This is a genomic window from Photorhabdus sp. RM96S (genome assembly GCF_042879335.1).
Taxonomy (GTDB): domain Bacteria; phylum Pseudomonadota; class Gammaproteobacteria; order Enterobacterales; family Enterobacteriaceae; genus Photorhabdus; species Photorhabdus kayaii.
Window position 1 is genome coordinate 12,917 of record NZ_JBHFKT010000034.1, and the last position, 23,038, is coordinate 35,954.

The following is a 23,038-nucleotide window of genomic DNA, read 5'->3' on the forward strand; positions in this document are numbered from 1 at the left end:
AAAGATAATGATCGCTAATCGAATGAAACAGATTCAGCACTATAACCGAAGGCGGCCAGACCAGAAAGTGTTCTGGTTAAGATTAAGACAGCTATTGAAGGTTTTCAGAGAAAATATATCGCTTGGCAGAAGAGAGTATGCAGGGGCGGTATGATATACGCCCCTATATTAAGTGGTTATTGGCAGGCAGAATTAAAGGATCATACTGCCGAATAGGAAACCGAAGGCAACAGCTAGAGCAACCCCAATGGTGCCAGGGATAAAGAATGGATGATTAAATACAAAACGGCCGATACGGGTCGTACCGGTGTCATCCATTTGAACTGCGGCAACCAAGGTTGGATAAGTAGGTAGAATAAACAACCCAGAAACTGCGGAGAAAGAGGCAATGGCAGTCAATGGAGTGACGTTCAGAGCCAAAGCCATCGGCATCAACGCTTTTGCGGTGGCTGCCTGAGAATAGAGTAGGGCGGAACAGAAGAAGAAAATAATCGCTAGCAACCAAGGTTGAGAGTGGATTAAGTCTCCAGCGGTGCCTTTAATCCAATCCATGTTCGCCTGTACAAAAGTATCTCCTAGCCATGCAACACCTAGAATACAGATACATGCGCTCATACCCGCTTTAAAGGTACTGGAGTTCAGAATGGCGTCAGTATCAACTGAACAGAACATCGTCGTGATAGTTGCGACACTCAGCATAATGATCAGGATGGCGTGAGTGGTGTTCATCAGGGGTTCTTCAACCAGACCGATGCTTGGGCTATTGAAGATAGCATAAATAACAACACTGATAACACCGGACAGGAATAACAGAACGGAAGTTTTAGCCCTTGGTTTAATCTCAATTTGTTTGCTGCCACGCAGAGTTATCAGGTTATCTTCCAAGCGCTTTAAGTAAACAGGGTCATCAGACAACTTGGAATTAAACGCCCAGGAGATGATAAAAGACATCAGAACGATAGCGGCGAAAGTGGATGGTAATAGCACCATTAACAGATGGATATAGCTAACGCCGTGGCCTTCCATCAGAGAAGACATATAAACAACCGCCGCGGAAATTGGTGAGGCGGTGATGCCAATTTGGGCCGCTACAACCGCAGTGGAAAGTGGACGGCATGGCTTAATGCCTTGCTCTTTCGCAACTTCAGTAATAACAGGTAGCGCTGACAGAGAGATGTTACCTGTACCTGCAAACAGTGTCAGGAAATAGGTAACGATAGGTGCGAGTATCGTGATGTATTTTGGATTTTTACGCAGCAGTTTCTCAGTTTGCTGAACCAGATAATCCAGACCTCCGGCAACCTGCATTGCAGAGATAGCGGCGATAACGGCCATAATGATGGAAATAACATCAAATGGGATATGCCCTGGTTTAACGCCAATTACAGCCAGCACCAGAACGCCAAGACCACCGGCAAATCCAATGCCAATTCCCCCTAATCTTGCACCCAGGAAGATGGCCAGCAGAACGATAATCAATTCTACGGCTAACATAATAGTGACTCCTTGAAATAATTAAAAATTTGAAAATTTTAGGTTAATACTTTGTGCATGTAGGGAAGTAAAAAGGCACGCTATCCAGTTGGAGTTGCGTGCCTTGTTGCTAAGAGCTATTTTTTATTATATTCAACAACTTAATCGTCAAAACGTTTTGCCTTGTAAGATGGGCATTTTAGGTTCTCTACAGAGAAGATGTCATCCAATTGAGTTTCGGTCAGTAGACCTCGTTCCAGCACAACTTCACGAACACTTTTACCGGTTTCAGCACAAATTTTACCAACAATGTCACCATTGTGGTGACCGATGAATGGGTTCAGATATGTCACGATACCGATCGAGTTGAATACGAAATTTTCGCAAACTTCTTTGTTAGCCGTGATGCCATTAACGCATTTTTCTACCAGGTTGCGGCAAGCGTTGCTTAGCAGGGAGATAGATTCAAACATGGCCTGACCGATAGCAGGTTCCATTACATTGAGCTGTAACTGGCCTGCTTCGGATGCCATAGTAACACAAATATCGTTACCAATAACTTTGAAGCAAACCTGATTCACAACTTCTGGAATAACTGGGTTCACTTTTGCCGGCATAATAGAAGAGCCTGCCTGTAATTCTGGTAGGTTGATTTCATTCAGGCCAGCACGAGGGCCAGAAGAAAGTAAACGCAGGTCGTTGCAGATTTTAGACAGTTTGACAGCCAAGCGCTTCAGAGCACCGTGGACCATAACATAAGCCCCACAGTCAGAGGTGGCTTCAATCAGGTCTTCGGCTGGTACGCAAGGTAAACCTGAAACTTCCGCCAGTTTTTCAACCGCCAATTTCTGATAACCGGGTGCTGTATTCAAGCCGGTACCGATAGCAGTAGCACCAAGGTTAACTTCCAGCAATAATTCAGAGGTTCGGTTGAGGTTTTTAACTTCTTCTTTCAACAGGATAGAGAATGCGTTGAATTCCTGCCCCAGTGTCATGGGAACAGCATCCTGTAATTGGGTACGACCCATTTTTAGGATATCATTAAATTCTTTGGCTTTTTTATCGAAACCTACAATTAACAGTTCAATAGACTCGATCAGTTTCAGGATGGAGTTATAAACTGAAATGCGGAAGCCAGTTGGGTAGGCGTCGTTAGTTGACTGGCTTTTATTCAGATGGTCATTGGGATTCAGGTACTCATATTCGCCTTTTTTATGGCCTAACAGTTCCAGACCAATGTTTGCCAGAACCTCATTGGTATTCATGTTGAGTGAAGTACCGGCACCGCCTTGAAACACATCGATCGGAAATTGATCCATGCATCTACCGGTATAGAGCACTTCGTCACATGCTTTGATGATGATGTCTGCAATTTTTTTAGGAATAGTTTGTAGCTCTTTGTTAGCTAAGGCTGCGGCTTTTTTTACCATCACCATGCCACGGATGAATTCGGGTACATCATTAATGGTGTTGTTACTGATATGGAAGTTTTCAATCGCACGTAAGGTGTGAATACCATAATAGGCTTCAGCAGGGACTTCTCGTTTACCTAACAGGTCTTCTTCGATACGAATGTTGTTTGACATGAGAACCTTCTTATTAGATGACGTTTTTACTGTCTAATTATGCGTTCATTAAATCATTATGTTGCCAACTGCAATAGTTATGATATGAACTTTTTATCACCGGATTGCCAGCGTGATCATATGCTGGTTAGCAATAAATGCATTGAATCTGGATCACTTTATAGTGGTATTTGTTTGGTCTGATTTGATATATGTGATATTTATCACAATTTTGTATCTAATTAGAAGGATTTTCAGCGGATTGAAAACGATAGCTGTGACCCCAATTATATCTTTAATAAACTGAAAAAATATTAATTTGGTTGTCCCTTGGATTTTGTTGATATGATTTATTCAGGATACAATCTGTTCATCCAAATCAATTGAAGGAGCACCAAGTGCGTTGGTTGCCATTTATCCTGATATTTTTGCTTGTCTATATCGAGTCAGCCTTATTTGTGCGTGTTGCCTCTGAACTAGGTGTACTGTTGACTCTGTTACTGGTGTTGTTTACTTCTTGTATCGGTATCTCTTTGGTACGCAGTCAGGGCATAAAGAATTTTATTCAGATCCAGCAGAAGCTGATTAATGGGGAGAGTCCGGCTGCGGAAATGATAAAAAGCGTCTCTCTTTTACTGGCGGGTTTCCTGTTACTCCTCCCCGGTTTTTTTACGGATTTTCTTGGATTGTTGTTGTTATTGCCACCGGTTCAAAAAACATTAGTGATGAAACTGATGCCACATATCAATTTCTATCGTCCTCATAATAGTGGTGGGTTTAGACGGGATAGTAATACTTTTGAGGGGGAATACGAGCGTAAGCAGGATGACCCCTCCCGAACGTTGAAAGACCATAAACCCGATGACGACGAGCATAAGCCTCATTGATAAGCGGTCATTTTCTGAATGTTTGGTTTAATCATCGGTTTTTTTCTGTGGGCAAGAAAAAAGTAAAATATTTTTTTGCCTGCCCTTGAAGTATCATAAATAGGTCCCCATTTAATTTATTATGATACTGGTTTAATGAAAGCGTACTGGTATCAATCCTCTTACCTGATATGGACTTTCTTATAGGAGAGCTATCAATGAATATTCGTCCATTGCATGATCGTGTAATCGTCAAGCGTAAAGAAGTTGAATCAAAATCTGCTGGCGGTATTGTGCTGACTGGCACTGCTGCGGGTAAATCCACTCGTGGCGAAGTTTTGGCTGTGGGCAATGGCCGCATCCTTGAAAACGGTGATGTAAAAGCACTGTGTGTGAAAGTTGGAGATATCGTTATTTTTAACGATGGTTACGGTGTTAAATCAGAGAAGATCGATAACGAAGAAGTGTTGATCATGTCTGAAAGCGACATTCTGGCAATTGTTGAAGCGTAATTGTTGCGCTTAGATCTTCTTAACTGAACGAATTTAAAGGAAAGAAACAATGGCAGCTAAAGACGTAAAATTTGGTAGCGACGCTCGCGTTAAGATGCTACGTGGTGTGAATATTCTTGCTGATGCAGTAAAAGTAACCCTTGGCCCTAAAGGCCGTAACGTTGTGCTGGATAAATCTTTCGGTGCTCCTACAATCACCAAAGACGGTGTTACCGTCGCTCGTGAAATTGAACTGGAAGACAAGTTCGAAAACATGGGTGCTCAGATGGTGAAAGAAGTTGCCTCTAAAGCGAATGATGCTGCGGGCGACGGTACAACGACTGCAACTGTATTGGCCCAGTCTATTGTTACTGAAGGTCTGAAAGCCGTAGCCGCTGGCATGAACCCAATGGATCTGAAACGTGGCATCGATAAAGCCGTAGTTGCAGCAGTGGCAGAGCTGAAAAAGCTATCCGTACCTTGCTCAGATTCCACCTCTATTGCTCAGGTAGGTACTATCTCCGCGAATTCCGACGAAACTGTGGGTAAATTGATCGCGGAAGCGATGGATAGAGTTGGTAAAGAAGGTGTAATCACCGTTGAAGAAGGTACTGGCCTGGAAGACGAGCTGGATGTCGTTGAAGGTATGCAGTTCGACCGTGGTTACCTCTCTCCTTATTTTATCAACAAACCAGAAAACGGTTCTGTTGAATTAGAAAACCCATATATTCTTCTGGTAGATAAAAAAATCTCCAACATCCGTGAACTGTTACCCGTTCTGGAAGGTGTAGCTAAGGCAAGCAAGCCTTTGCTGATTGTTGCTGAAGATGTTGAAGGTGAAGCACTGGCAACTCTGGTTGTTAATACCATGCGTGGCATCGTCAAAGTTGCTGCGGTTAAAGCGCCTGGCTTCGGTGACCGCCGTAAAGCTATGCTGCAAGATATCGCTGTCTTGACTAACGGTAATGTTATTTCTGAAGAGATTGGCTTGGAGTTGGAAAAAGCAACTCTGGAAGATCTGGGTCAGGCAAAACGTATCGTTATCAACAAAGATACCACCACCATCATTGATGGCGTTGGTGAAGAAGTTGCAATTACAGGCCGTGTTAATCAGATCAATCAGCAGATCAAAGAGTCCACTTCTGATTATGACCGTGAAAAACTGCAAGAGCGCCTAGCTAAACTGGCTGGTGGTGTTGCTGTTATCAAAGTTGGTGCTGCAACAGAAGTTGAAATGAAAGAAAAACGCGCTCGCGTTGACGATGCTTTGCATGCAACTCGCGCAGCAGTAGAAGAAGGCGTAGTCGCTGGTGGTGGTGTTGCACTGGTTCGCGTTGCAGCGGCTATTGCTGGTCTGAAAGGCGATAACGAAGATCAAAACGTAGGTATCCGTGTTGCAATGCGTGCGATGGAAGCTCCTTTACGTCAGATCGTTGATAACTCAGGTGAAGAGCCATCTGTTATCGCAAACAGCGTGAAAGCAGGTGAAGGCAACTACGGTTATAACGCAACGACTGAACAGTATGGCGATATGATCGCAATGGGTATTTTGGATCCAACCAAAGTGACCCGTTCTGCACTGCAATTTGCAGCATCTATCGCTGGTCTGATGATCACCACTGAATGTATGATCACTGATCTGCCTAAAGATGATAAAGCTGATTTAGGTGCAGCAGGCGGTATGGGTGGCATGGGCGGTATGGGCGGCATGATGTAATAGCCGCGTAGGTCGCTAGCCGAGCGGGTTACGTCCATAGTGGTCATCGATTAATAGTGGTCACCGGATTAATAGTGGCCATCGATTAATATCGTGGTGAATATTCCCACCCCGCTAAAATAGCATTTAAAAAAATCCGATATCCGGGCTGAGGTTCAAGCCTGGATATCGGTCTCCGGGTCTGATTTCAGATAGGGGTGAAAGCCTGTATTTCCGTAATATTCATGAAAAATGTACGTTGAAGTGATGTTGCCTCCAATATTGTGATGAAACGGCATCGTGTTTACCAAGTGATAAGTCTACTAGGATAGCTGAAGTGCTTTCCCGTCAACTTTATTTTTGCTGATGTTCCAATGAACGATACAAGAGACTGTTCTTGCTAAACGTTCTCTTCTTCTGTTTCCTTCTGTAGTGCTGCTATACCCGTGGTTAAAATTTGTTCAACTCTGCTCCTGCTCCATGTGAAACTATGGCTTTACAAAGTGATTGTTCTCTTCATTAGCTTAAAAAGCGTAAGTAAGTGATAAAGATGATTTGGCATAGGGGAAATTCTTAAGGAAAAAAATATTTCCTTAAACTTAGAAAAAATGAGTTTATTAGACTAAAATTCATTTATTCATAGGACTTTGGAAAATAATTCAAATATCTATGCACAAATTTAATCGATCTACCGAAATGGCTGTATTCGTTCAGGTCATTGAGTCGGAGAGTCTCTCTGCCGCTGCTCGCAAGCTCGACATGACGCCATCAGCAGTCAGTAAGCTTATTAATCGGCTTGAGATGCGACTTGGTGTACGGCTGTTGAATAGAACGACACGTAAACTTCAATTAACGGCTGAGGGTTCTGTTTTCTATGAACGTAGTGTCAGAATTTTGGAGGACATCATAGCCGCAGAACAAGAAGCAAATCAGGGAACCGCGCTACGTGGACGGATACGTGTGAATTGTCATGTTGCGTTTGGAAAACATTGCTTGATGCCTTTACTACCGGATTTCCTGCAACGCTACCCAGAGATCACTCTCGATATCTCATTATGTGACTTGATAGTGGATTTACTTGATGATCGTAGCGATGTGGCGATTCGTACCGGTCCTCTGGACGATTCATGCTTCATGGTACGCAAGTTGGGGGCAAGTCGAATGGTTGTGGTGGGATCTCCTTCGTACCTTGACAGGATGGGGATACCCTCTATGCCTAGCGATCTGGGGCGCTACAATCGACTTGGTTTTGGCTTTACCCGTCATATGAAAGCTTGGCCTTTCATCGATTCGGAAGAGTGTGGGCAACAATTGCCTTCAGGGAACTTGCTACTTGGTGATGGAGAAACCATGCGTAAAGCTGCAATAGCAGGACTTGGCTTAGCACGATTAGCTCGTTTCCATGTGGATGCTGATATTCGGAACGGTTTGTTGCTACCTGTACTTGAGAACTATAATCCTGGCGATAAGGAAGAAATATATGCAGTTTTTGTCGGCCAAGGTAGGCAACTCCCATCACGGATACGGGTATTTCTGGACTATCTGACAGAGCGTATTCACATTGGTGATGGATGGTGATAGTCGGAAAATATGATGCCACGAAAATGTTTGATGGCCCATTATCGTGGTATCAATGGAGGTATTTCTATCCAAATGGGGCACAGTTTTTTGCATCCATGTTAAAAAAGTATCATTATTTACACACAACAAAATCCACATGAAATTCATATATACCCTATGGATTTCAAGATGGATCGCGACGGCAAGGGAGCGAATCCCCGGGAGCATAGATAACGATGTGACCGGGGTGAGTGAGTGCAGCCAACAAAGAGGCAGCTTGAAAGATAACGGGTATAAGTATAATTTCTTAATCCTATTAATATGTGGAATTTTTATGGGATATAACGTCAGATAATTGCTCAATAAAGAATTGTCGTGAGATATTATCAAATCAAAACTGTCGATAGATATTTTAATAGTATTTTGAGTGAGATGGTTTAAGTTTAATATCATTCGCAACATGGGAATTGAATTTATCAGATAGAAAAATAAATATAAATATGCCAACGGGAAATATATGTCAGATGATTATTATAAGTTTATTCAAGATCTTGCTGTAAGGAGGTTAATGAATTAGTTAAATATTTACATTATGACTTTTAGTATTGCATATAATAATATTTTTAGTGCTCTATCTGGTAGTCAATATCATGGATAAAAGGCTTTTTTGATAAATAATTTATGTATTGATTAATGAGTGATGTTTTTTGAAGATAAAGCATTTATCAAACTTATTCATATTATTTATTCGATTATTTTTCTCTGTTTTCTTACTGCATTCACCTTGGCATAAAATATTTTTGACCTAAACATTTTACTGAAGGATGACTTTATAAATTATTTTTTGCGACATTGGTGTACAACAAGGTATATTGATGACTAATTGTCGAATTTCCAACAATGGGTGAGGAAAAACATGCGAATTAAAGTTTTGCTCAGTGCTTCAGTATTGTTACTATTGGCAGGGTGTACAACTACTAACCAATTAACTTCTGGTGGTTCACAGGTTCGATTTGTTGATACTAAGCCAGGTAGCGAGTGCCAGTTATTAGGTGAAGTAACAGGTACTCAAAGCAATTGGATGACTGGTGTAAGTAATGAAAGCAGCTCAATGCGTGGGGCAGCCAATGATTTACGCAATAAAGCCGCAGTCATGGGGGGAAATGTGATTTATGGCGTCACCAGTCCGAGTGAAAGTCTGTTATCGAGCTTTGCGCCACTGGACAGTAAAATGATTGGTCAAGTTTATAAATGCCAGTAATGGCATTCAGAATTTGAATGATATGCCCGGCTGAAAAGTATCCGGGCATGAATTTTTGTTAGTTTTGTCTTAATCCCAAATCAAGAGGTGTCTTACTCGGTTCTCCGCCGATTTCCCTTGCGAGACGTGGTACTAAATAACCTGAAATTTTTGTCAGCAATTCCCGGATAAGCGCCTTGGCTTCTTCATCACTGACCATAAAATGAGAGGCTCCTTGTACTTTATCCAGCACGTGAATGTAGTAAGGTAGGATACCTACATCGAACAGAGCATTGCTCAGGTCAGCCAGAGTATCAGAATGATTATTGATACCGCGTAACAGCACACTTTGATTTAGTAACGTAATACCTGCTTGTTTCAGCAACATCATACTGTTCTGTAAGGATTGGTCGATCTCATTAGCATGATTGATATGTGTCACCATGATCACCTGTAATCTCGATTGTGCCAGTCGATCGCAAAGCGTTGTTGTGATCCGGGCAGGAATAACCACAGGCAGACGAGTATGAATACGCAGTCGTTTAATATGAGAAATCTTTTCCAGATTGCTGATTAACCAGTCAAGTTCGTGATCTTTTGCCATTAAAGGATCGCCGCCGGAGAAGATAATCTCATCAAGTTCAGGATGTTGCTGAATATAATCTAACGCTTGTTGCCAATTGCGTTTATTACCTTTGTTATCTTCGTATGGGAAATGACGTCGGAAGCAATAACGGCAGTTAACTGCACATCCTCCTTTAACCAGCAACAGTGCGCGATTACGGTATTTATGTAATAGACCGGGGACAGCACTGCGCTGTTCATCCAGAGGATCGGTAGAAAAACCCGGCGTAAGCGTGAATTCTTCGGGTGTCGTTATGACCTGAAGTAACAGCGGATCATTAGGATCGCTTACTTGCATACGCGCAACAAAAGCCTTGGGTACCCGTAGTGGAAACAGGCGACGTGCGCCGCTCCCCTTGGTCAAGTTCGGGTGTTTATCTAAAGATAATAATTGTAATAATTCATCAGGATCGGTAATAACATCTGTAAGTTGTTTCAACCAGTCTTCTCTGATGATGATCTTTGGGGTTATAATGTGCGCCATTTTTTGGCTAAGCCATTTTGTTTAAAAGAGGATCTCCATGGCTACTTATAGTACCAATGAATTCCGTTCAGGTCTTAAAATCATGTTAGATGGTGAGCCGTGCGCTATTCTTGAAAGTGAATTCGTGAAGCCGGGTAAAGGTCAGGCGTTTGCCCGTGTTCGTATTCGTAAGCTGATTTCCGGTAAACTGCTGGAAAAGACCTTCAAATCTACTGACTCTGTAGAATCTGCTGACGTGATGGATATGAACCTGACTTACCTATATAACGATGGTGAGTTTTGGCACTTTATGAATAACGAAACCTTCGAACAGTTAGCGGCTGATGAAAAAGCAGTTGGCGATAATGCGAAATGGTTAGTAGAACAAGCTGAGTGTATCCTGACGCTGTGGAATGGTCAGCCTATCTCTGTGACTCCACCAAACTTTGTTGAATTAGAAATTACTGATACTGATCCAGGTCTAAAAGGTGATACCGCAGGTACGGGTGGTAAACCAGCAACCTTGAGCACAGGTGCTGTAGTTAAAGTACCTCTGTTCGTTCAAATTGGTGAAGTGATTAAAGTGGATACCCGTTCTGGTGAATACGTTTCTCGCGTAAAATAATTACCGACGGTATTTGATAAAAGCCGCAGTTCTGGAAGCAGGCTGTGGTTTTCTTTATTGGTGATTATACAGAGGGCATAGCTATTTATGTCTTTTGAGCTCACAATATTGTGTTATTGATATTGCCATTTTACACAACTATAATTTATCACTGTTTCTAATGGTTATCCGGGACGACCTGGATATACTGCCGTTTTCTGGAGACGACTCCACAACACTATTATGGGGCGTTGATATGTCCTGGTTTGTTCTTGTTATTGCTGGTTTATTTGAAGTCGTCTGGGCGGTTGGCCTGAAATATACTCATGGTTTCACCCGGTTGATACCGAGCCTTATTACAGCCGGTGCTGTGGCGCTCAGTATGGGATTGCTTGCTTATGCAATGAAAGGCTTACCAATAGGTACAGCTTATGCGGTGTGGACTGGAATAGGTGCAGTGGGTACCGCTATTTTTGGCATTATAGTGTTTGGTGAATCTGCAAGTTTTGCCAGGATTTTAAGTTTTGCTCTGATTATCGCCGGTATTATCGGTCTGAAATTGTCCAGTTAATAGTGAACTGCACTCCAAAGGTTTCACATTTTGGCAGTGCAGCTTCTATATGGGATATTCTTTATCAAGAAATACCGACTTTTTGTCGTAGCTTCATGCCTCTTATCCAGATGCCGCTGCATTGCAGAAATAGTGTTCAGCTCGCTGCTATTCGACTACAGAGTAAAAACGCCGATGATAGCGACAACACTCAGAATCGCTGCCAGGCCGTAGAAAATCCATTTACTCGCAGGGATATGAATTTTCAGGTCATGCATACCGTGGTGGATACGGTGTGAACCGCACCATAGTGGTAGAATAATCATCAGTAATAGGAACGTACGACCAATAAGGCTCTGACAGAAAGCTAGAATTCGTGTGTAGCTTAACGCTTCCGGTGCTACTCCCAATGGTAAAAGGATGGCTACTAGTAAAATAATGGCTGGAGCCACAATTGCGCCCCACATACCACCAGCACCAAATAATCCCCAAAAAATCGGTTCATCGGAACGTTTAGGTATTTGATTCATTAGATCCTCCTTGAGGTTAAAGTAAGGCTATACCTAAGATAATCGTGGTGACGATAATAGTGACGGCCCATAGCAGTTTGATTACTGGCCCAGGTCCCATCTTTTCGCCTTTTATCACGACGTTAGCTGCTTTCGGCGCTAGCTCAAACCAGGTTTTAGTATGCAGCAGAGCACCTAGCAGAGTAATGATATTAATCAGCAGGATGACGGGATTTTGCAGGAACGTGACAAATTCATCCCAGCTTTGGGTGCCGCCTTTTAGAGCGAATAGACCGTATATCAGTAAGATACTGAACCACATAGTCGTAACTGCGGTACTTTCACGCAGGATATAGAAGCGGTAAAAGCCCAGTTTCTGCCACCAGTTGGGAGTCATGCTGCGGATATAAGGTTTGCGTTTAGTCGTCATTGCTTTCTTTCTCCCCCTATTGTGGTTTTAGCATGGCGATCATGAAGTCTTTCGCGCTTTCGATCTTGCCTTGTTGGATAGCCGCTGCTGGATCGACATGTTTCGGACAGACCTCAGAACAGTAACCAACGAATGTACAGCTCCATACCCCATTCTGGCTATTAAGTTGGGGCATACGCTTTTTCTTACCGTGGTCGCGGTTGTCGAGGTTGTAACGGTGAGCTAGCGTGATCGCCGCCGGGCCGATAAATTCAGGGTTCAGACCAAACTGAGGGCAAGCGGCATAACATAAGCCACAGTTGATACAGCCGGAAAATTGATGATATTTTGCCATCTGTGCTGGAGTTTGAATATTTGGGCCTTCAGAAGGTCTACGGTCATTCCCAATGATGTATGGTTTGATGGCTTCCAGGCTTTCAATGAAGTGGGTCATATCAACTACCAGGTCACGTTCAATAGGGAAATTAGCCAGCGCTTCAACTTTCATTCCTTGAGGATAATCACGCAAGAAGGTTTTACAGGCCAGTTTCGGCACACGGTTAACCATCATGCCGCAAGAACCACAGATAGCCATACGGCAAGACCAGCGGTAAGAGAGATCGGGAGCGAGATTGTCTTTAATGTAACCTAGGGCATCGAGTAGAGAAGTCTGCTCATCATAAGGAATCTCATAGGTGATAAAATGGGGTTTATGGTCACTTTCCGGGTTATAGCGCATGACCTCCATTTTCAGGGTGTTCATATCAACCATTCTCCTGCTCCTTATACTTTTTCTCTTGTGCCGCGGCTTCACCGCCATATACACGTTTTGCGGGTATGGATTTGGTGATTTTCACATCACTGTATTCTAGGCGAGGAACACTCTCAGGGTTATAGAAAGCGAGCGTATGTTTTAGGAAGTTTTCATCATCACGTTCGGTACAACCTTCATCCAGGCGTTGATGAGCGCCACGGGATTCTTTACGGTTTATCGCAGAGTGAATCATACATTCAGCCACATCCAGGCTAAAGCCAAGCTCAATGGTGTACAGTAGATCAGTGTTGAACACATTGGTGTTATCGGTAATTTTCACCCTTTTGAAGCGATCTTTTAGTTCAGCAATCTTATCGATCGTTTTTAGCATGAGTTCAGGGGTGCGATAGATACCGCAGCCTTCTTCCATCGAGATACCCATTTCATCACGGATCTTCGACCAACTTTCCGTCCCTTTTTGTTTCAGTAAGTTGTTCAAACGTGCGACTACATCACGTGCCTGGGCATCCAATGTGCGGTCATTAACGGGTTTGGTTTGTTGAACATGTTTTACTGCTTCTTCACCAGCCAGACGGCCAAAGACCACCAATTCAGCCAGAGAATTGGAACCAAGGCGGTTTGCACCATGCAGGCCAACGGAAGAACATTCACCAACAGCGAACAGCCCTTTAATGAGGGTTTCACATTTCTGGTCAGTTTCGATACCACCCATAGTGTAATGTGCAGTAGGCCGGACCGGAATGGGCTCTTTAACTGGATCAACACCAACATATGCCTTTGCCAATTCACAGATGAAGGGGAGGCGTTCAAGTAATTTTTTCTCCCCCAAATGGCGTAGATCCAGATAAACCACATTGCCACGTGGAGTTGAGATAGTACGACCGGCCCGCCATTCATGCCAAAAAGCCTGAGAAACTTTGTCACGGGGACCTAGTTCCATATATTTGTTTTCAGGTTTGCCTAATGGCGTTTCGGGGCCGAGGCCATAATCTTGTAAATAGCGGTAGCCATCTTTGTTGACCAGAATTCCACCTTCACCACGACAACCTTCTGTCATTAGGATACCGGAACCCGGCAGGCCGGTTGGATGATACTGAACAAATTCCATATCACGCAGTGGTACGCCGTGACGGAAAGCTATACCCATGCCATCACCGGTCACGATACCGCCGTTGGTATTGTAACGATATACACGGCCTGCGCCACCAGTTGCCATAATAACGGCATTAGCCCTGATCTGAATTTTGGTACCTTCCATCATATTCAGCGCAACTAGGCCACGCACCTGTCCTTCATCTACCAGAATATCGAGGACAAAATGCTCATCAAAGCGTTGAATTTGAGGATACTTAAGGGAGGTTTGGAATAGTGTATGTAACATGTGGAAGCCAGTTTTATCCGCAGCGAACCAGGTGCGCTCTATCTTCATACCACCAAAGCGACGCACGTTGACGGAACCATCTTCTTTACGGCTCCACGGACAGCCCCACTGTTCTAGTTGGATCATTTCTGTCGGGCAATTTTCGACGAAATATTCAACAACATCTTGCTCGCATAACCAGTCACCACCGGATACGGTATCGTTGAAATGGAAGTCGTAGGAGTCGTGAGCTTGGGTGACTGCTGCTGATCCACCTTCCGCTGCCACAGTGTGGCTACGCATTGGGTAAACTTTTGAGATCAGAGCAATCTTCATCTGAGGATTAGCCTCAGCGGCGGCAATTGCGGCACGTAGACCTGCGCCTCCGGCTCCGATAATCGCGAGATCGGCATTAAAGATTTGCACTGTGCTTCTCCATTGTTTAAGTGAAATTAATTAGTAAGCAAAATCGTCGTAACTTTCCTAAATGTTGTTATTTTTCATATACAACATTCTGTAGGTAAAATCCGGTGTTTTAACGATCAAGGGAAGCTGTTTATTACTGTTTGTATTGAATTAAGTATAACGGGTTCTAAGTGAGATAAATTTGATATGAAAGGGTATTTTGTCGGATTTGATCACTAAAACTTGATCTAAGACAGGAATTAGTAACTTTAATTTATCATTGACCGACAGAGCTATTACCTAGAGGGGAATCACTTGTGGAGCTGATTATCAAAGCCATACAATATGAATTTGGCTTGCTTGGTATTTTTTTTGTCGATATTAGAAATTATTTAAATGCAACGAGATTTAAAATTTTTATTTTACTTTGGTAATGTTGCAGTTAATAATTTTAAATGGATTTTTATTTTATTTATAGTTTATGGTTTTATAATTTAAATGTGAAAGTTATTCGTGTTTAATGAATATTATAATTAAGTCTTAAATAATTATATTACTTAAAATAAACACCAAAATATATTTTGGTGTTTAATAATCGTATTGCTTGTATATACCGAATGAACTTCAAGATGCTTGAGCTGTCAGATATAAAAACATTTAAATTCAACAACATAATTGTTTTTCAAACATGCACTTTGAAGTATCTTGAGTATAAACCGGATAAATACGACCTAGATATATATTGCCAGTTTAAAGTTATAAAACTGTAATTAGACAATTGTGATCTTTGCTGACATCATATTATGGTGGTCAATTTTACCTGACCACTATTTTTACTATTAAAATAGGATTAGTCACTTAATACACCAGATAAAATATTAATTATATTTAATAATAATTTGATTAATAATGTATTTTTAGTATGACTGGTCATATTATAATTATCATTTTAAATTATTTTTCAGTTTCTTTATAATATCTTACTTTTAATCTAAATATGATAATTGCTTCTGGTCATTTAATAATTATAAGTGATAATTGGCAATGTCATCCATAATAAAGAGAGAATACATTTTATTGTTTAACGGTAGTAGTATATATTCAACAAGGGAGTTTTATTTCTATGGGCATAGAGAGTCGATATGAGGTTTAAATGGTATTCTATAATTAATTATACCCTATGGATTTCAAGATGCATCGCGGCGGCAAGGGAGTGAATCCCCGGGAGCATAGATAACGATGTGACCGGGGTGAGTGAGTGCAGCCAACAAAGAGGCAACTTGAAAGATGACGGGTATATATTTAAACGGAGAGTATGATGGCATTATCAGAGCATACTATCGCATTGATGGCAGATAATGGACTTTATTTGAGTCGATTCAGTCAAGGAAAGATTAATTATATTCAGGCTGGAAGATATACACTTGGTACTTCTTCCCGATATGTAGTGACGCTATTTGATGCTTATACGATAGCACTTCGGGCAGACAATGGGCTCTATTTGAGTCGGGTTGTTCGGCCTGGTGGTAATTATATTGAAGCGGCGGCATTGAATGTTGATGCTTCTTCTACGTTTACTGTAGAAGATGTTGACGATAATGTAATAGCGCTAAAGGCAGATAATGGAAAATATCTGACTAGGCTTAGTATAAAAGGTATTAATTATATTAAGCCTGATAAAACCAATATAGACGGATTTTGCCACTTTAGATTGATAACTCTGTTAGAGTAAATAGTGATTTTGTCTGGTATTGGCTTTGTTGTGATATATACCCTATGGATTTCAAGATGGATCGCGACGGCAAAGGAGTGAATCCCCGGGAGCATAGATAACGATGTGACCGGGGTGAGCGAGTGCAGCCAACAAAGAGGCAACTTGAAAGATAACGAGTATAAGACAAGCTAAGTTGTTCCGGGATGATCAGGCGGTAATAATTTGTCTGATATGTGTGATGCAGGTAGACTGCACGTTTTGTTTTATTTTGGAGTCATTTACATGAGCGAAACAGCAAACTGGCAGCCAAGTGCACCTATCGCCAACTTGTTGAAACGAGCGACTATTTTAGCAGGAATACGGCGCTTTTTCGCAGATCGTGGGGTATTGGAAGTTGAAACACCTGCGATAGGTCAGTTTACAGTGACTGATATCCAATTGTTTTCTTTTCAGACGGAGTTTGTTGGTCCAGGTGCCGCAGATGGTATGACTCTTTATCTGATGACAAGTCCGGAATATCACATGAAACGCTTACTGGCAGCAGGAAGTGGCCCTATTTATCAGCTCGGTCGCTGTTTCCGTAATGAAGAGGCGGGTCGTTATCATAATCCTGAATTTACCATGTTGGAATGGTATCGGCCTCACTATGATATGTATCGTTTGATGAATGAAGTTGATGATTTACTTCAACAAATCCTTGACTGTGAAAGTGCAGAATCACTCTCTTATCAACAAGCTTTCCTGCGTTATCTGGATATTGATCCGCTATCAGCAGAGAAAGAAAAGCTGCGTGAAATCGCCGCCAAGCTGGATCTGAGTAATATTGCTGATATAGAAGAGGATCGGGATACTTTATTACAACTTTTGTTTGCTGTTGGTGTTGAACCGCACATTGGTACTGAAAAACCAACTTTTATCTACCATTTTCCGGCTTCTCAGGCTTCTTTGGCGGAAATCAGCAAAGAAGATCATCGAGTTGCAGAGCGTTTTGAAGTCTATTTTAAAGGCGTTGAATTGGCAAATGGCTTCCGTGAGCTGACTGATGGCAATGAGCAGTGCCAGCGTTTTGAACGGGATAACCGTAAACGTGCAGCGTTGGGTTTACCTGTTCGACCAATTGATGAAAACCTGATTGGCGCCCTGAAACAAGGAATGCCTGAGTGTGCAGGTGTGGCGATTGGTGTCGATCGTTTGGTGATGTTGGCTTTGGGGGCTGAAAAGCTCAGTGATGTTATGGCCTTTTCGATAAGTAAGGCGTAATTATTAAGCAACAGGGCGCTGATTAAGGCACCCTGTTTGCATCTTATTTATGTTGATGCTGTTTTTGCAGGAATTTCACACCCAAGTCAGGAAAATCGGTGAATACACCGTCTACGCCCGCTTGGTTATACATAATATCGAACAGTTGATCGCCGCTGGTGGCGTATTTAGGCAGTTGATCAACTCGAATCGTGTATGGATGGACTTCCAGATTGTTGGTGTGAGCTTCTTTTACCAGACTAGTTAGCTTAATATTGGTTGGTGTGGAATACTCCGCCACAATCATATGATAATCAGGGCCGATGCCATCAGCGTATTGTGCCACTTCTCTCATCGCACCGGGTTTGAACATCCAGTCATAGCTGTAATTTGTCCATTTGCCGTCTGATTGTTTTTCATAAGTTTCATTCCAATCGGTGTAGGCGATAAGTTGAATCAGTTTCAGATCCATGCCTAACTTAGGTTCCAATTCGTTTTTGATGCGTTTGAGTTCGTTGGTATCAAAACATTGCAGATAAATTTTGTCGCTTTTCTTGGTGTAACCATACGCTTTTAGCACGGCTAGTACCTTAGTAGAAATATCTTTTCCCTCTTGTTGGTGGAACCACGGTGCTTTGATTTCAGGATAAATACCGATGTTTTTGCCGGTAGATTTGTTTAATCCTTGAACAAATTCAATCTCTTCCTGAAAAGTGTGGATTCGGAAATCAGATTTCCACATTGGGAAACGATTGGTGTAGCTTTGTATCTGTTGATTATTTTTAATATCGAAGCTTTCCGTGAATTTTAGTGACTTGATTTCGGACAAGGTGAAGTCAATGGCATAGTAGCGTCCATCTTGGCGAGCACGGCTAGGGAATTTATTGGCAACGTCAGTTACACGATCAAGGTAATGGTCATGTAAGATTATCAGTTCATCATCTTTAGTCATGACCAGATCTTGTTCCAGATAATCAGCACCTTCGGCATAAGCCATCGCTTTAGCCGGCAGAGTGTGTTCAGGTAAGTATCCACTTGCGCCCCGATGGGCGATAACAATCTTATCTGCTGCTTGCGTGATGCCTGACATTGATGAAGTTAAAATGATACCCATTATCATTGTTTTAATTGGAGTTTGCATGTGTGTTTCCCCGTTTTAGCGATGAGATAAAATCTATCTCATTAAACTGTGAGTTTGGTTGTGTTAATAACACGTACTGACATAATCTCTTAATTGAGAGGCTAAAAAAAGCCACAGCATATATAATGCTGTGGCTTAATTAATATTATCAGTGATATATCACAGTTTAATGACAGAGGTTAGCCATGTTGTTGGGCGATTTCTTGTTTATGTTTTTTTTCGGTAATCGTAACGATTAGCAATAGAATAACGGACAAGATACTACCGCCAATCATTACCATAAAGCCGCTGTCCCAACCGAAAAAGTCAACGGTGTAGCCGATGATAGCACTTGCAGCAACAGAGCCGCCTAAGTAACCAAATAAGCCGGTGAAGCCGGCGGCTGTGCCAGCGGCTTTCTTTGGAGCCAGCTCAAGGGCATGTAAACCAGTCAGCATCACTGGGCCGTAGATAAGGAAGCCAATAATCAACATGCAAGCCATATCTACAGTGGGGTTACCTGGTGGGTTCAACCAGAATACGATAGTTGCGACAGTGACCAGTGTCATAAAGAACACACCGGTTGCACCACGGTTACCTTTAAATATTTTGTCTGACATCCAACCACATAGTAGCGTGCCTGGGATACCGGCATATTCGTACAGGAAATAAGCCCATGAAGATTTATCCAGTGCGAAATGCTTGGCTTCACGTAGATAGGTTGGTGACCAGTCAAGAATACCGTAACGTAGCAGATAAACAAATACGTTAGCCATAGCAACCATCCACAGCAGTTTGTTCGGTAACACGTACTGCATGAAAATCTGTTTAGCTGTCAACTCATTTTCATTTTTATCTGTATAATCAGAAGGATAGTCGTTTTTATACTCTTCGATTGGTGGCAAACCACAGGATTGCGGTGTATCACGTATCAGGGCAAATACAATCAATGCAAGGAGAATGGCGGCGAAAGCTGGCATGTAAAGTGCTGCTTTCCAGTCATTGAACCACGCCATGCCCAACAGGAATAGCAATGGTGGTAAACCACCACCCACATTGTGTGAGCAGTTCCAGATAGAAACGATACCGCCACGTTCTTTCTGTGACCACCAGTGCACCATGGTACGTCCACAAGGAGGCCAACCCATACCCTGGAACCAACCACATAAGAACAGTAGTACGAACATGATAGTGATACTGGACGTTGCCCAGGGTACGAAACCCATAAACAGCATAACAATAGCCGCGAGGATCAGACCCGCAGGTAAGAAGACTCGTGGGTTAGAACGGTCGGATACGGAGCCCATGATGAATTTGGAGATGCCGTATGCGATAGAGATCCCTGAGAGTGCGAAACCGAGCTCACCTTTGGAAAAACCTTGCTCAACCAGATAAGGCATTGCAAGTGCAAAGTTTTTCCTTACCAGATAGTAAGCCGCGTAACCAAAGAAGATCCCCATAAAAATTTGCCAACGTAAGCGACGATAGACTGGATCTATCTGTTCTGTTGACAGTCGGGACCTATGAGGTGCCGGCTTGAAAATACTTAACATATTTTGCCTCCGATGGCATTTTTGGTTTTATAAACAGCTTGCCGGTTGACTAATGCCACCGGATGGGAAAATGAAAGGTTTTGTAAGTGGTTATTTTCCATAACGAAAATGATGATAGTCGAAATCACTCAACCTATCTGTGAAACAACACTCAGTTGTTAAAGTTGTTTTGCCCTGGCGATAATTCTGAGTGATTTGTTAACTTTTTGAAATGTGCTTTACCAATGAAATTGTGACCATTGTCACAATAACGATCTTTACTTAATTATTGGTGAGCGTTTTTGGTTCGTTTCTGTTCTTTATCAAACAAAAACCACAGTTTTCATACATCTTCTATTTGTTATTCTATATGTATCCGTCCAGATGAAAGGCTCTTCTCAATTTATGGCGAATGGGCTGCTAATCGATTTTAACGATAAACATACTGTTTTGACGGTGTGCCAATAATCTGCCAGACTCATAATTTATACAGTTGTATAGCTGATATACCCAGTGGAGGAACCATGACGACCCGTTATAACAGTGATTTTTATGGTTGGACTCAGGAGCAAGCCAGTTTGCTTCGTTCCGGTGATTTGAGCCAGTTGGATAGGGAAAACCTTTCGGAGGAAATAGAAAGTATGGGAAATAGCCAAAGAAACGAGCTGGAATCTCGTCTTGAGGTACTGTTTCTTCACCTCCTAAAATGGCAATTCCAATCTGAACGGCAAGGTCGGAGCTGGAAGCTTACGATTGAAGAGCAGAGAAGAAAAATAGCCCGTCGTCTTAAAAAAAATCCTAGCCTAAAGTCAGAACTTAGCGAAATTTCCTCTGATGCTTATGGTGATGCTATTATTGCAGCGGAGAGGGAAACTAATATTAGGCGTAGTGTATTTCCTGAAACTTGTCCTTGGACATTTGAGCAAATAATGGATGAAAATTTTTGGCCTGAATAGACTCGATAAATTTACTCTTCTAAATGGAAGGGTAAACCACCGGTTTTAAGCTGCAATACTGTGTTGTACCTTTATGGTGAATGGGGTGCTAATCGATTTTGATGATAAATATACTGTTTTGACGGTATGCCAATAATCTGCCAGACTCATAATTTGTACAGTTGTATATACCCAGAGGAGGAACCATGACGACACGTTATGACAGCGACTTTTATGGTTGGACGCAGGAGCAGGCAGGTTTGCTTCGTTCCGGTGATTTGAGTCAGTTGGATACGGAAAATCTTCTTGAGGAAATTGAGGCTATGGGGCGAAGCGAGCGCAGAGAATTACGATCCCGGTTGGAAATTTTACTCGCACACTTACTGAAATGGAGATATCAGGCAGATCGCAGAGGGCGGAGTTGGGAACTGACCATTGAAGAACAGCGTGATAAGGCAATTGATTGTTTGCAAGAATCTCCCAGTTTGAAAAATAAGTTGAATGAGCATTTGGAAAAAGCTTATATTGCTGCTCGTCGATTGGCAGAAAAAGAAACGCTAATTAATCGGAATATATTTCCTGAAACTTGCCCTTGGACATTTGAGCAAATAATGGATGAAAATTTTTGGCCTGAATAGACTCGATAAATTTGTTTCCTAACGCACTGATTTTGAACGGTGCGTTTTTTCGTTGCTCAACAACTCAGTTGATTGATTTTCATTTCACTACAAGCAGTATTAACGGAAATTATTTGCTTTTCAGTGGATGCTCATTGTATTAGTCAAAATAGTAACGCAAAATGTCAACAGTGCTAATTTCTTATCGAAAAATATAATAATTAAGTAATAAAGATAAAATATTAGCAAGTTATTAATTTGATTTTTTGATATAAATTTATAAAATTTCCGTAGTGATATTGATAATTATTTCTATTTGCAGTAAATTGTATTCTCTTTAATTTATCAAAGAAAATCATGGAAGTTTTCAATAAGGAAATAACTGTGCCAAGTAAAGACTATGGGTTAGTTGATAAAATTGTTAACACTAATGACGGGTATAAATGATACTTTTAGCGAGATTATATTATGAGTAATTTTTTTGTAAAAAATAAGAAATATTTTCTCTACTCAGTGTTCTTTTTTTCTTTTATTGTTCAGAGTTCAGACATGAACATACAAGATATCCCATCGATTGTCTTTAATCATTCAGATGATTTTTTATCAGAATTCTCTATTCCAATGCCTATACCCTATGGATTTCAAGATGGATCGCGACGGCAAGGGAGTGAATCCCCGGGAGCATAGATAACTATGTGACCGGGGTGAGCGAGTGCAGCCAACAAAGAGGCAACTTGAAAGATGACGGGTATAAAAATGAAAATGAATATTATGCGTTAATAAAGAAAGCAAATAGTGGTAATGTAGATGCAAACTGGATGCTTGCTGTAATACAACAAACAGAAGGTTATCGTCAAGAAGCCAGTGAAAAATATAAGTTATCTATATCAAGAAATGATAAATATAAGTTAAGATCTATGGTTAATTTGGGATTTATTTTAGAGGATGAAAATAAATACTCAGATGCGAGAGCACTTTTCGAATTGGCTGGAAAAAGTGGATATTTTGAGGGCTATCGCACTATTGGAACAAATTATTTAAATGGGATTGGTGTAAATCAAGATTTTAATAAGGCAAAAGAGTATTTTAATAAAGGAAGTCAAATTGGGTGTCATGAATGCACATTTCTTATTAATAATTGGAGTGATGTTATTAAATTGAAAAAATCAGAATAGTAAATTTATATTTTGGGATAACCTGCTAGTACTTAAGTGAGATCTTTTCAGGAAGAAAAATTTGGGAAGGCAGAATTCTTAATATGGCGGCAGGTTCCGTTTGATGAACGAGACTT

The 23,038-nt window shown here is 41.6% G+C and carries 22 protein-coding genes; 13 read left to right on the plus strand and 9 right to left on the minus strand.

Translation table 11 applies throughout. The features are described from left to right. Window positions 1-192 precede the first annotated feature (192 nt). Window positions 193-1,494 (minus strand): anaerobic C4-dicarboxylate transporter, encoded by a 1,302-nt coding sequence (locus ACGF49_RS18320; RefSeq protein WP_113043738.1) that lies wholly within the window; start codon window positions 1,492-1,494, stop codon window positions 193-195. 140 nt (window positions 1,495-1,634) lie between these two features. After that, window positions 1,635-3,059, minus strand: a complete 1,425-nt coding sequence (gene aspA, locus ACGF49_RS18325; protein WP_113043737.1) for an aspartate ammonia-lyase — start codon at window positions 3,057-3,059, stop codon at window positions 1,635-1,637. A 377-nt stretch (window positions 3,060-3,436) separates the two neighbouring features. Here aspA and ACGF49_RS18330 point away from each other — a divergent pair, with 377 nt between their 5' ends. From ACGF49_RS18330 to ACGF49_RS18355, 6 genes are all read left to right on the plus strand, one after another. After that, on the plus strand, window positions 3,437-3,925 hold the full coding sequence (locus ACGF49_RS18330; protein ID WP_011148252.1) for an FxsA family protein: 489 nt from the start codon (window positions 3,437-3,439) through the stop codon (window positions 3,923-3,925). Between the two features lie 197 nt (window positions 3,926-4,122). Then, window positions 4,123-4,416 (plus strand): co-chaperone GroES, encoded by a 294-nt coding sequence (locus ACGF49_RS18335; protein WP_036809429.1) that lies wholly within the window; start codon window positions 4,123-4,125, stop codon window positions 4,414-4,416. 49 nt (window positions 4,417-4,465) lie between these two features. Beyond that, complete coding sequence (gene groL / locus ACGF49_RS18340; protein ID WP_113043736.1) at window positions 4,466-6,112, plus strand: chaperonin GroEL; 1,647 nt, start codon at window positions 4,466-4,468, stop codon at window positions 6,110-6,112. Between the two features lie 675 nt (window positions 6,113-6,787). Then, on the plus strand, window positions 6,788-7,669 hold the full coding sequence (locus ACGF49_RS18345) for a LysR family transcriptional regulator (RefSeq protein ID WP_228900959.1): 882 nt from the start codon (window positions 6,788-6,790) through the stop codon (window positions 7,667-7,669). 139 nt (window positions 7,670-7,808) lie between these two features. After that, window positions 7,809-8,006, plus strand: a complete 198-nt coding sequence (locus ACGF49_RS18350) for a hypothetical protein (RefSeq protein WP_146748124.1) — start codon at window positions 7,809-7,811, stop codon at window positions 8,004-8,006. 561 nt (window positions 8,007-8,567) lie between these two features. Continuing rightward, window positions 8,568-8,912 carry a DUF4156 domain-containing protein gene (locus ACGF49_RS18355; RefSeq protein ID WP_011148248.1) on the plus strand — a complete coding sequence of 115 codons (345 nt, stop codon included), beginning with the start codon at window positions 8,568-8,570 and terminating at the stop codon, window positions 8,910-8,912. A 58-nt stretch (window positions 8,913-8,970) separates the two neighbouring features. Here ACGF49_RS18355 and epmB read toward each other — a convergent pair whose 3' ends face one another. Beyond that, the gene (gene epmB, locus ACGF49_RS18360; protein ID WP_113043734.1) at window positions 8,971-9,999 is read right to left on the minus strand and encodes an EF-P beta-lysylation protein EpmB; all 1,029 of its coding nucleotides are present in this window, start codon (window positions 9,997-9,999) and stop codon (window positions 8,971-8,973) included. A gap of 37 nt (window positions 10,000-10,036) precedes the next feature. On the opposite strand from epmB, the gene efp reads away from it, so the two are divergent. Then, window positions 10,037-10,603, plus strand: coding sequence for an elongation factor P (gene efp / locus ACGF49_RS18365; RefSeq protein WP_036776062.1), 567 nt, complete (start codon window positions 10,037-10,039; stop codon window positions 10,601-10,603). Window positions 10,604-10,838: 235 nt separating this feature from the next. Then, the gene (gene sugE, locus ACGF49_RS18370) at window positions 10,839-11,153 is read left to right on the plus strand and encodes a quaternary ammonium compound efflux SMR transporter SugE (protein ID WP_112895611.1); all 315 of its coding nucleotides are present in this window, start codon (window positions 10,839-10,841) and stop codon (window positions 11,151-11,153) included. Between the two features lie 155 nt (window positions 11,154-11,308). Here the strand turns inward: sugE and frdD are convergent, their stop codons facing one another. From frdD to frdA, 4 genes are read right to left on the minus strand one after another with little or no spacing between them, the layout of a single operon-like run. Next, window positions 11,309-11,662: a fumarate reductase subunit FrdD gene (frdD, locus tag ACGF49_RS18375; RefSeq protein WP_113043733.1), complete on the minus strand. Its 354-nt coding sequence runs from the start codon at window positions 11,660-11,662 to the stop codon at window positions 11,309-11,311. Between the two features lie 16 nt (window positions 11,663-11,678). After that, window positions 11,679-12,071 carry a fumarate reductase subunit FrdC gene (gene frdC / locus ACGF49_RS18380; protein WP_113043732.1) on the minus strand — a complete coding sequence of 131 codons (393 nt, stop codon included), beginning with the start codon at window positions 12,069-12,071 and terminating at the stop codon, window positions 11,679-11,681. A 16-nt stretch (window positions 12,072-12,087) separates the two neighbouring features. Beyond that, a complete protein-coding gene (locus ACGF49_RS18385; RefSeq protein WP_113043731.1) occupies window positions 12,088-12,822 on the minus strand; it encodes a succinate dehydrogenase/fumarate reductase iron-sulfur subunit in 735 nt (244 codons plus the stop codon). Next, entirely contained in the window at window positions 12,815-14,611 is a 1,797-nt protein-coding gene (frdA, locus tag ACGF49_RS18390) for a fumarate reductase (quinol) flavoprotein subunit (protein ID WP_228900961.1), read from the minus strand. Before frdA ends, ACGF49_RS18385 begins: the two co-directional genes overlap by 8 nt. Window positions 14,612-15,908: 1,297 nt before the next feature. Here frdA and ACGF49_RS18395 point away from each other — a divergent pair. After that, window positions 15,909-16,322 (plus strand): hypothetical protein, encoded by a 414-nt coding sequence (locus tag ACGF49_RS18395; protein ID WP_113043729.1) that lies wholly within the window; start codon window positions 15,909-15,911, stop codon window positions 16,320-16,322. Between the two features lie 264 nt (window positions 16,323-16,586). After that, window positions 16,587-17,564, plus strand: a complete 978-nt coding sequence (gene epmA, locus ACGF49_RS18400; protein ID WP_113043728.1) for an elongation factor P--(R)-beta-lysine ligase — start codon at window positions 16,587-16,589, stop codon at window positions 17,562-17,564. Between the two features lie 43 nt (window positions 17,565-17,607). Here epmA and glpQ read toward each other — a convergent pair whose 3' ends face one another. Together glpQ and glpT are read right to left on the minus strand one after the other, a co-directional pair. Next, on the minus strand, window positions 17,608-18,684 hold the full coding sequence (gene glpQ / locus ACGF49_RS18405; RefSeq protein ID WP_113043727.1) for a glycerophosphodiester phosphodiesterase: 1,077 nt from the start codon (window positions 18,682-18,684) through the stop codon (window positions 17,608-17,610). A 179-nt stretch (window positions 18,685-18,863) separates the two neighbouring features. After that, a complete protein-coding gene (gene glpT, locus ACGF49_RS18410) occupies window positions 18,864-20,216 on the minus strand; it encodes a glycerol-3-phosphate transporter (protein WP_113043726.1) in 1,353 nt (450 codons plus the stop codon). 503 nt (window positions 20,217-20,719) lie between these two features. Here glpT and ACGF49_RS18415 point away from each other — a divergent pair. The 3 genes from ACGF49_RS18415 (at window position 20,720) to ACGF49_RS18425 (ending at window position 22,922) form a co-directional block, all read left to right on the plus strand. Then, on the plus strand, window positions 20,720-21,151 hold the full coding sequence (locus ACGF49_RS18415) for a DUF29 domain-containing protein (protein ID WP_011148236.1): 432 nt from the start codon (window positions 20,720-20,722) through the stop codon (window positions 21,149-21,151). Window positions 21,152-21,336: 185 nt separating this feature from the next. After that, the gene (locus tag ACGF49_RS18420) at window positions 21,337-21,768 is read left to right on the plus strand and encodes a DUF29 domain-containing protein (protein WP_271859567.1); all 432 of its coding nucleotides are present in this window, start codon (window positions 21,337-21,339) and stop codon (window positions 21,766-21,768) included. A gap of 674 nt (window positions 21,769-22,442) precedes the next feature. Continuing rightward, window positions 22,443-22,922: a tetratricopeptide repeat protein gene (locus ACGF49_RS18425; protein ID WP_387492197.1), complete on the plus strand. Its 480-nt coding sequence runs from the start codon at window positions 22,443-22,445 to the stop codon at window positions 22,920-22,922. Window positions 22,923-23,038: the final 116 nt, after the last annotated feature.

Bases quoted from the DNA above. Each gene is read 5' to 3' on its own strand.
- glpT (WP_113043726.1), bottom strand. From the start codon at position 20,216: ATGTTAAGTATTTTCAAGCCGGCACCTCATAGGTCCCGACTGTCAACA.
- sugE (WP_112895611.1), top strand. From the start codon at position 10,839: ATGTCCTGGTTTGTTCTTGTTATTGCTGGTTTATTTGAAGTCGTCTGG.
- ACGF49_RS18345 (WP_228900959.1), top strand. From the start codon at position 6,788: ATGGCTGTATTCGTTCAGGTCATTGAGTCGGAGAGTCTCTCTGCCGCT.
- frdC (WP_113043732.1), bottom strand. From the start codon at position 12,071: ATGACGACTAAACGCAAACCTTATATCCGCAGCATGACTCCCAACTGG.
- aspA (WP_113043737.1), bottom strand. From the start codon at position 3,059: ATGTCAAACAACATTCGTATCGAAGAAGACCTGTTAGGTAAACGAGAA.
- glpQ (WP_113043727.1), bottom strand. From the start codon at position 18,684: ATGCAAACTCCAATTAAAACAATGATAATGGGTATCATTTTAACTTCA.
- ACGF49_RS18395 (WP_113043729.1), top strand. From the start codon at position 15,909: ATGGCATTATCAGAGCATACTATCGCATTGATGGCAGATAATGGACTT.
- ACGF49_RS18335 (WP_036809429.1), top strand. From the start codon at position 4,123: ATGAATATTCGTCCATTGCATGATCGTGTAATCGTCAAGCGTAAAGAA.
- ACGF49_RS18420 (WP_271859567.1), top strand. From the start codon at position 21,337: ATGACGACACGTTATGACAGCGACTTTTATGGTTGGACGCAGGAGCAG.
- groL (WP_113043736.1), top strand. From the start codon at position 4,466: ATGGCAGCTAAAGACGTAAAATTTGGTAGCGACGCTCGCGTTAAGATG.
- efp (WP_036776062.1), top strand. From the start codon at position 10,037: ATGGCTACTTATAGTACCAATGAATTCCGTTCAGGTCTTAAAATCATG.
- ACGF49_RS18320 (WP_113043738.1), bottom strand. From the start codon at position 1,494: ATGTTAGCCGTAGAATTGATTATCGTTCTGCTGGCCATCTTCCTGGGT.
- ACGF49_RS18415 (WP_011148236.1), top strand. From the start codon at position 20,720: ATGACGACCCGTTATAACAGTGATTTTTATGGTTGGACTCAGGAGCAA.
- ACGF49_RS18355 (WP_011148248.1), top strand. From the start codon at position 8,568: ATGCGAATTAAAGTTTTGCTCAGTGCTTCAGTATTGTTACTATTGGCA.
- epmB (WP_113043734.1), bottom strand. From the start codon at position 9,999: ATGGCGCACATTATAACCCCAAAGATCATCATCAGAGAAGACTGGTTG.
- ACGF49_RS18385 (WP_113043731.1), bottom strand. From the start codon at position 12,822: ATGGTTGATATGAACACCCTGAAAATGGAGGTCATGCGCTATAACCCG.
- frdD (WP_113043733.1), bottom strand. From the start codon at position 11,662: ATGAATCAAATACCTAAACGTTCCGATGAACCGATTTTTTGGGGATTA.
- ACGF49_RS18350 (WP_146748124.1), top strand. From the start codon at position 7,809: ATGAAATTCATATATACCCTATGGATTTCAAGATGGATCGCGACGGCA.
- epmA (WP_113043728.1), top strand. From the start codon at position 16,587: ATGAGCGAAACAGCAAACTGGCAGCCAAGTGCACCTATCGCCAACTTG.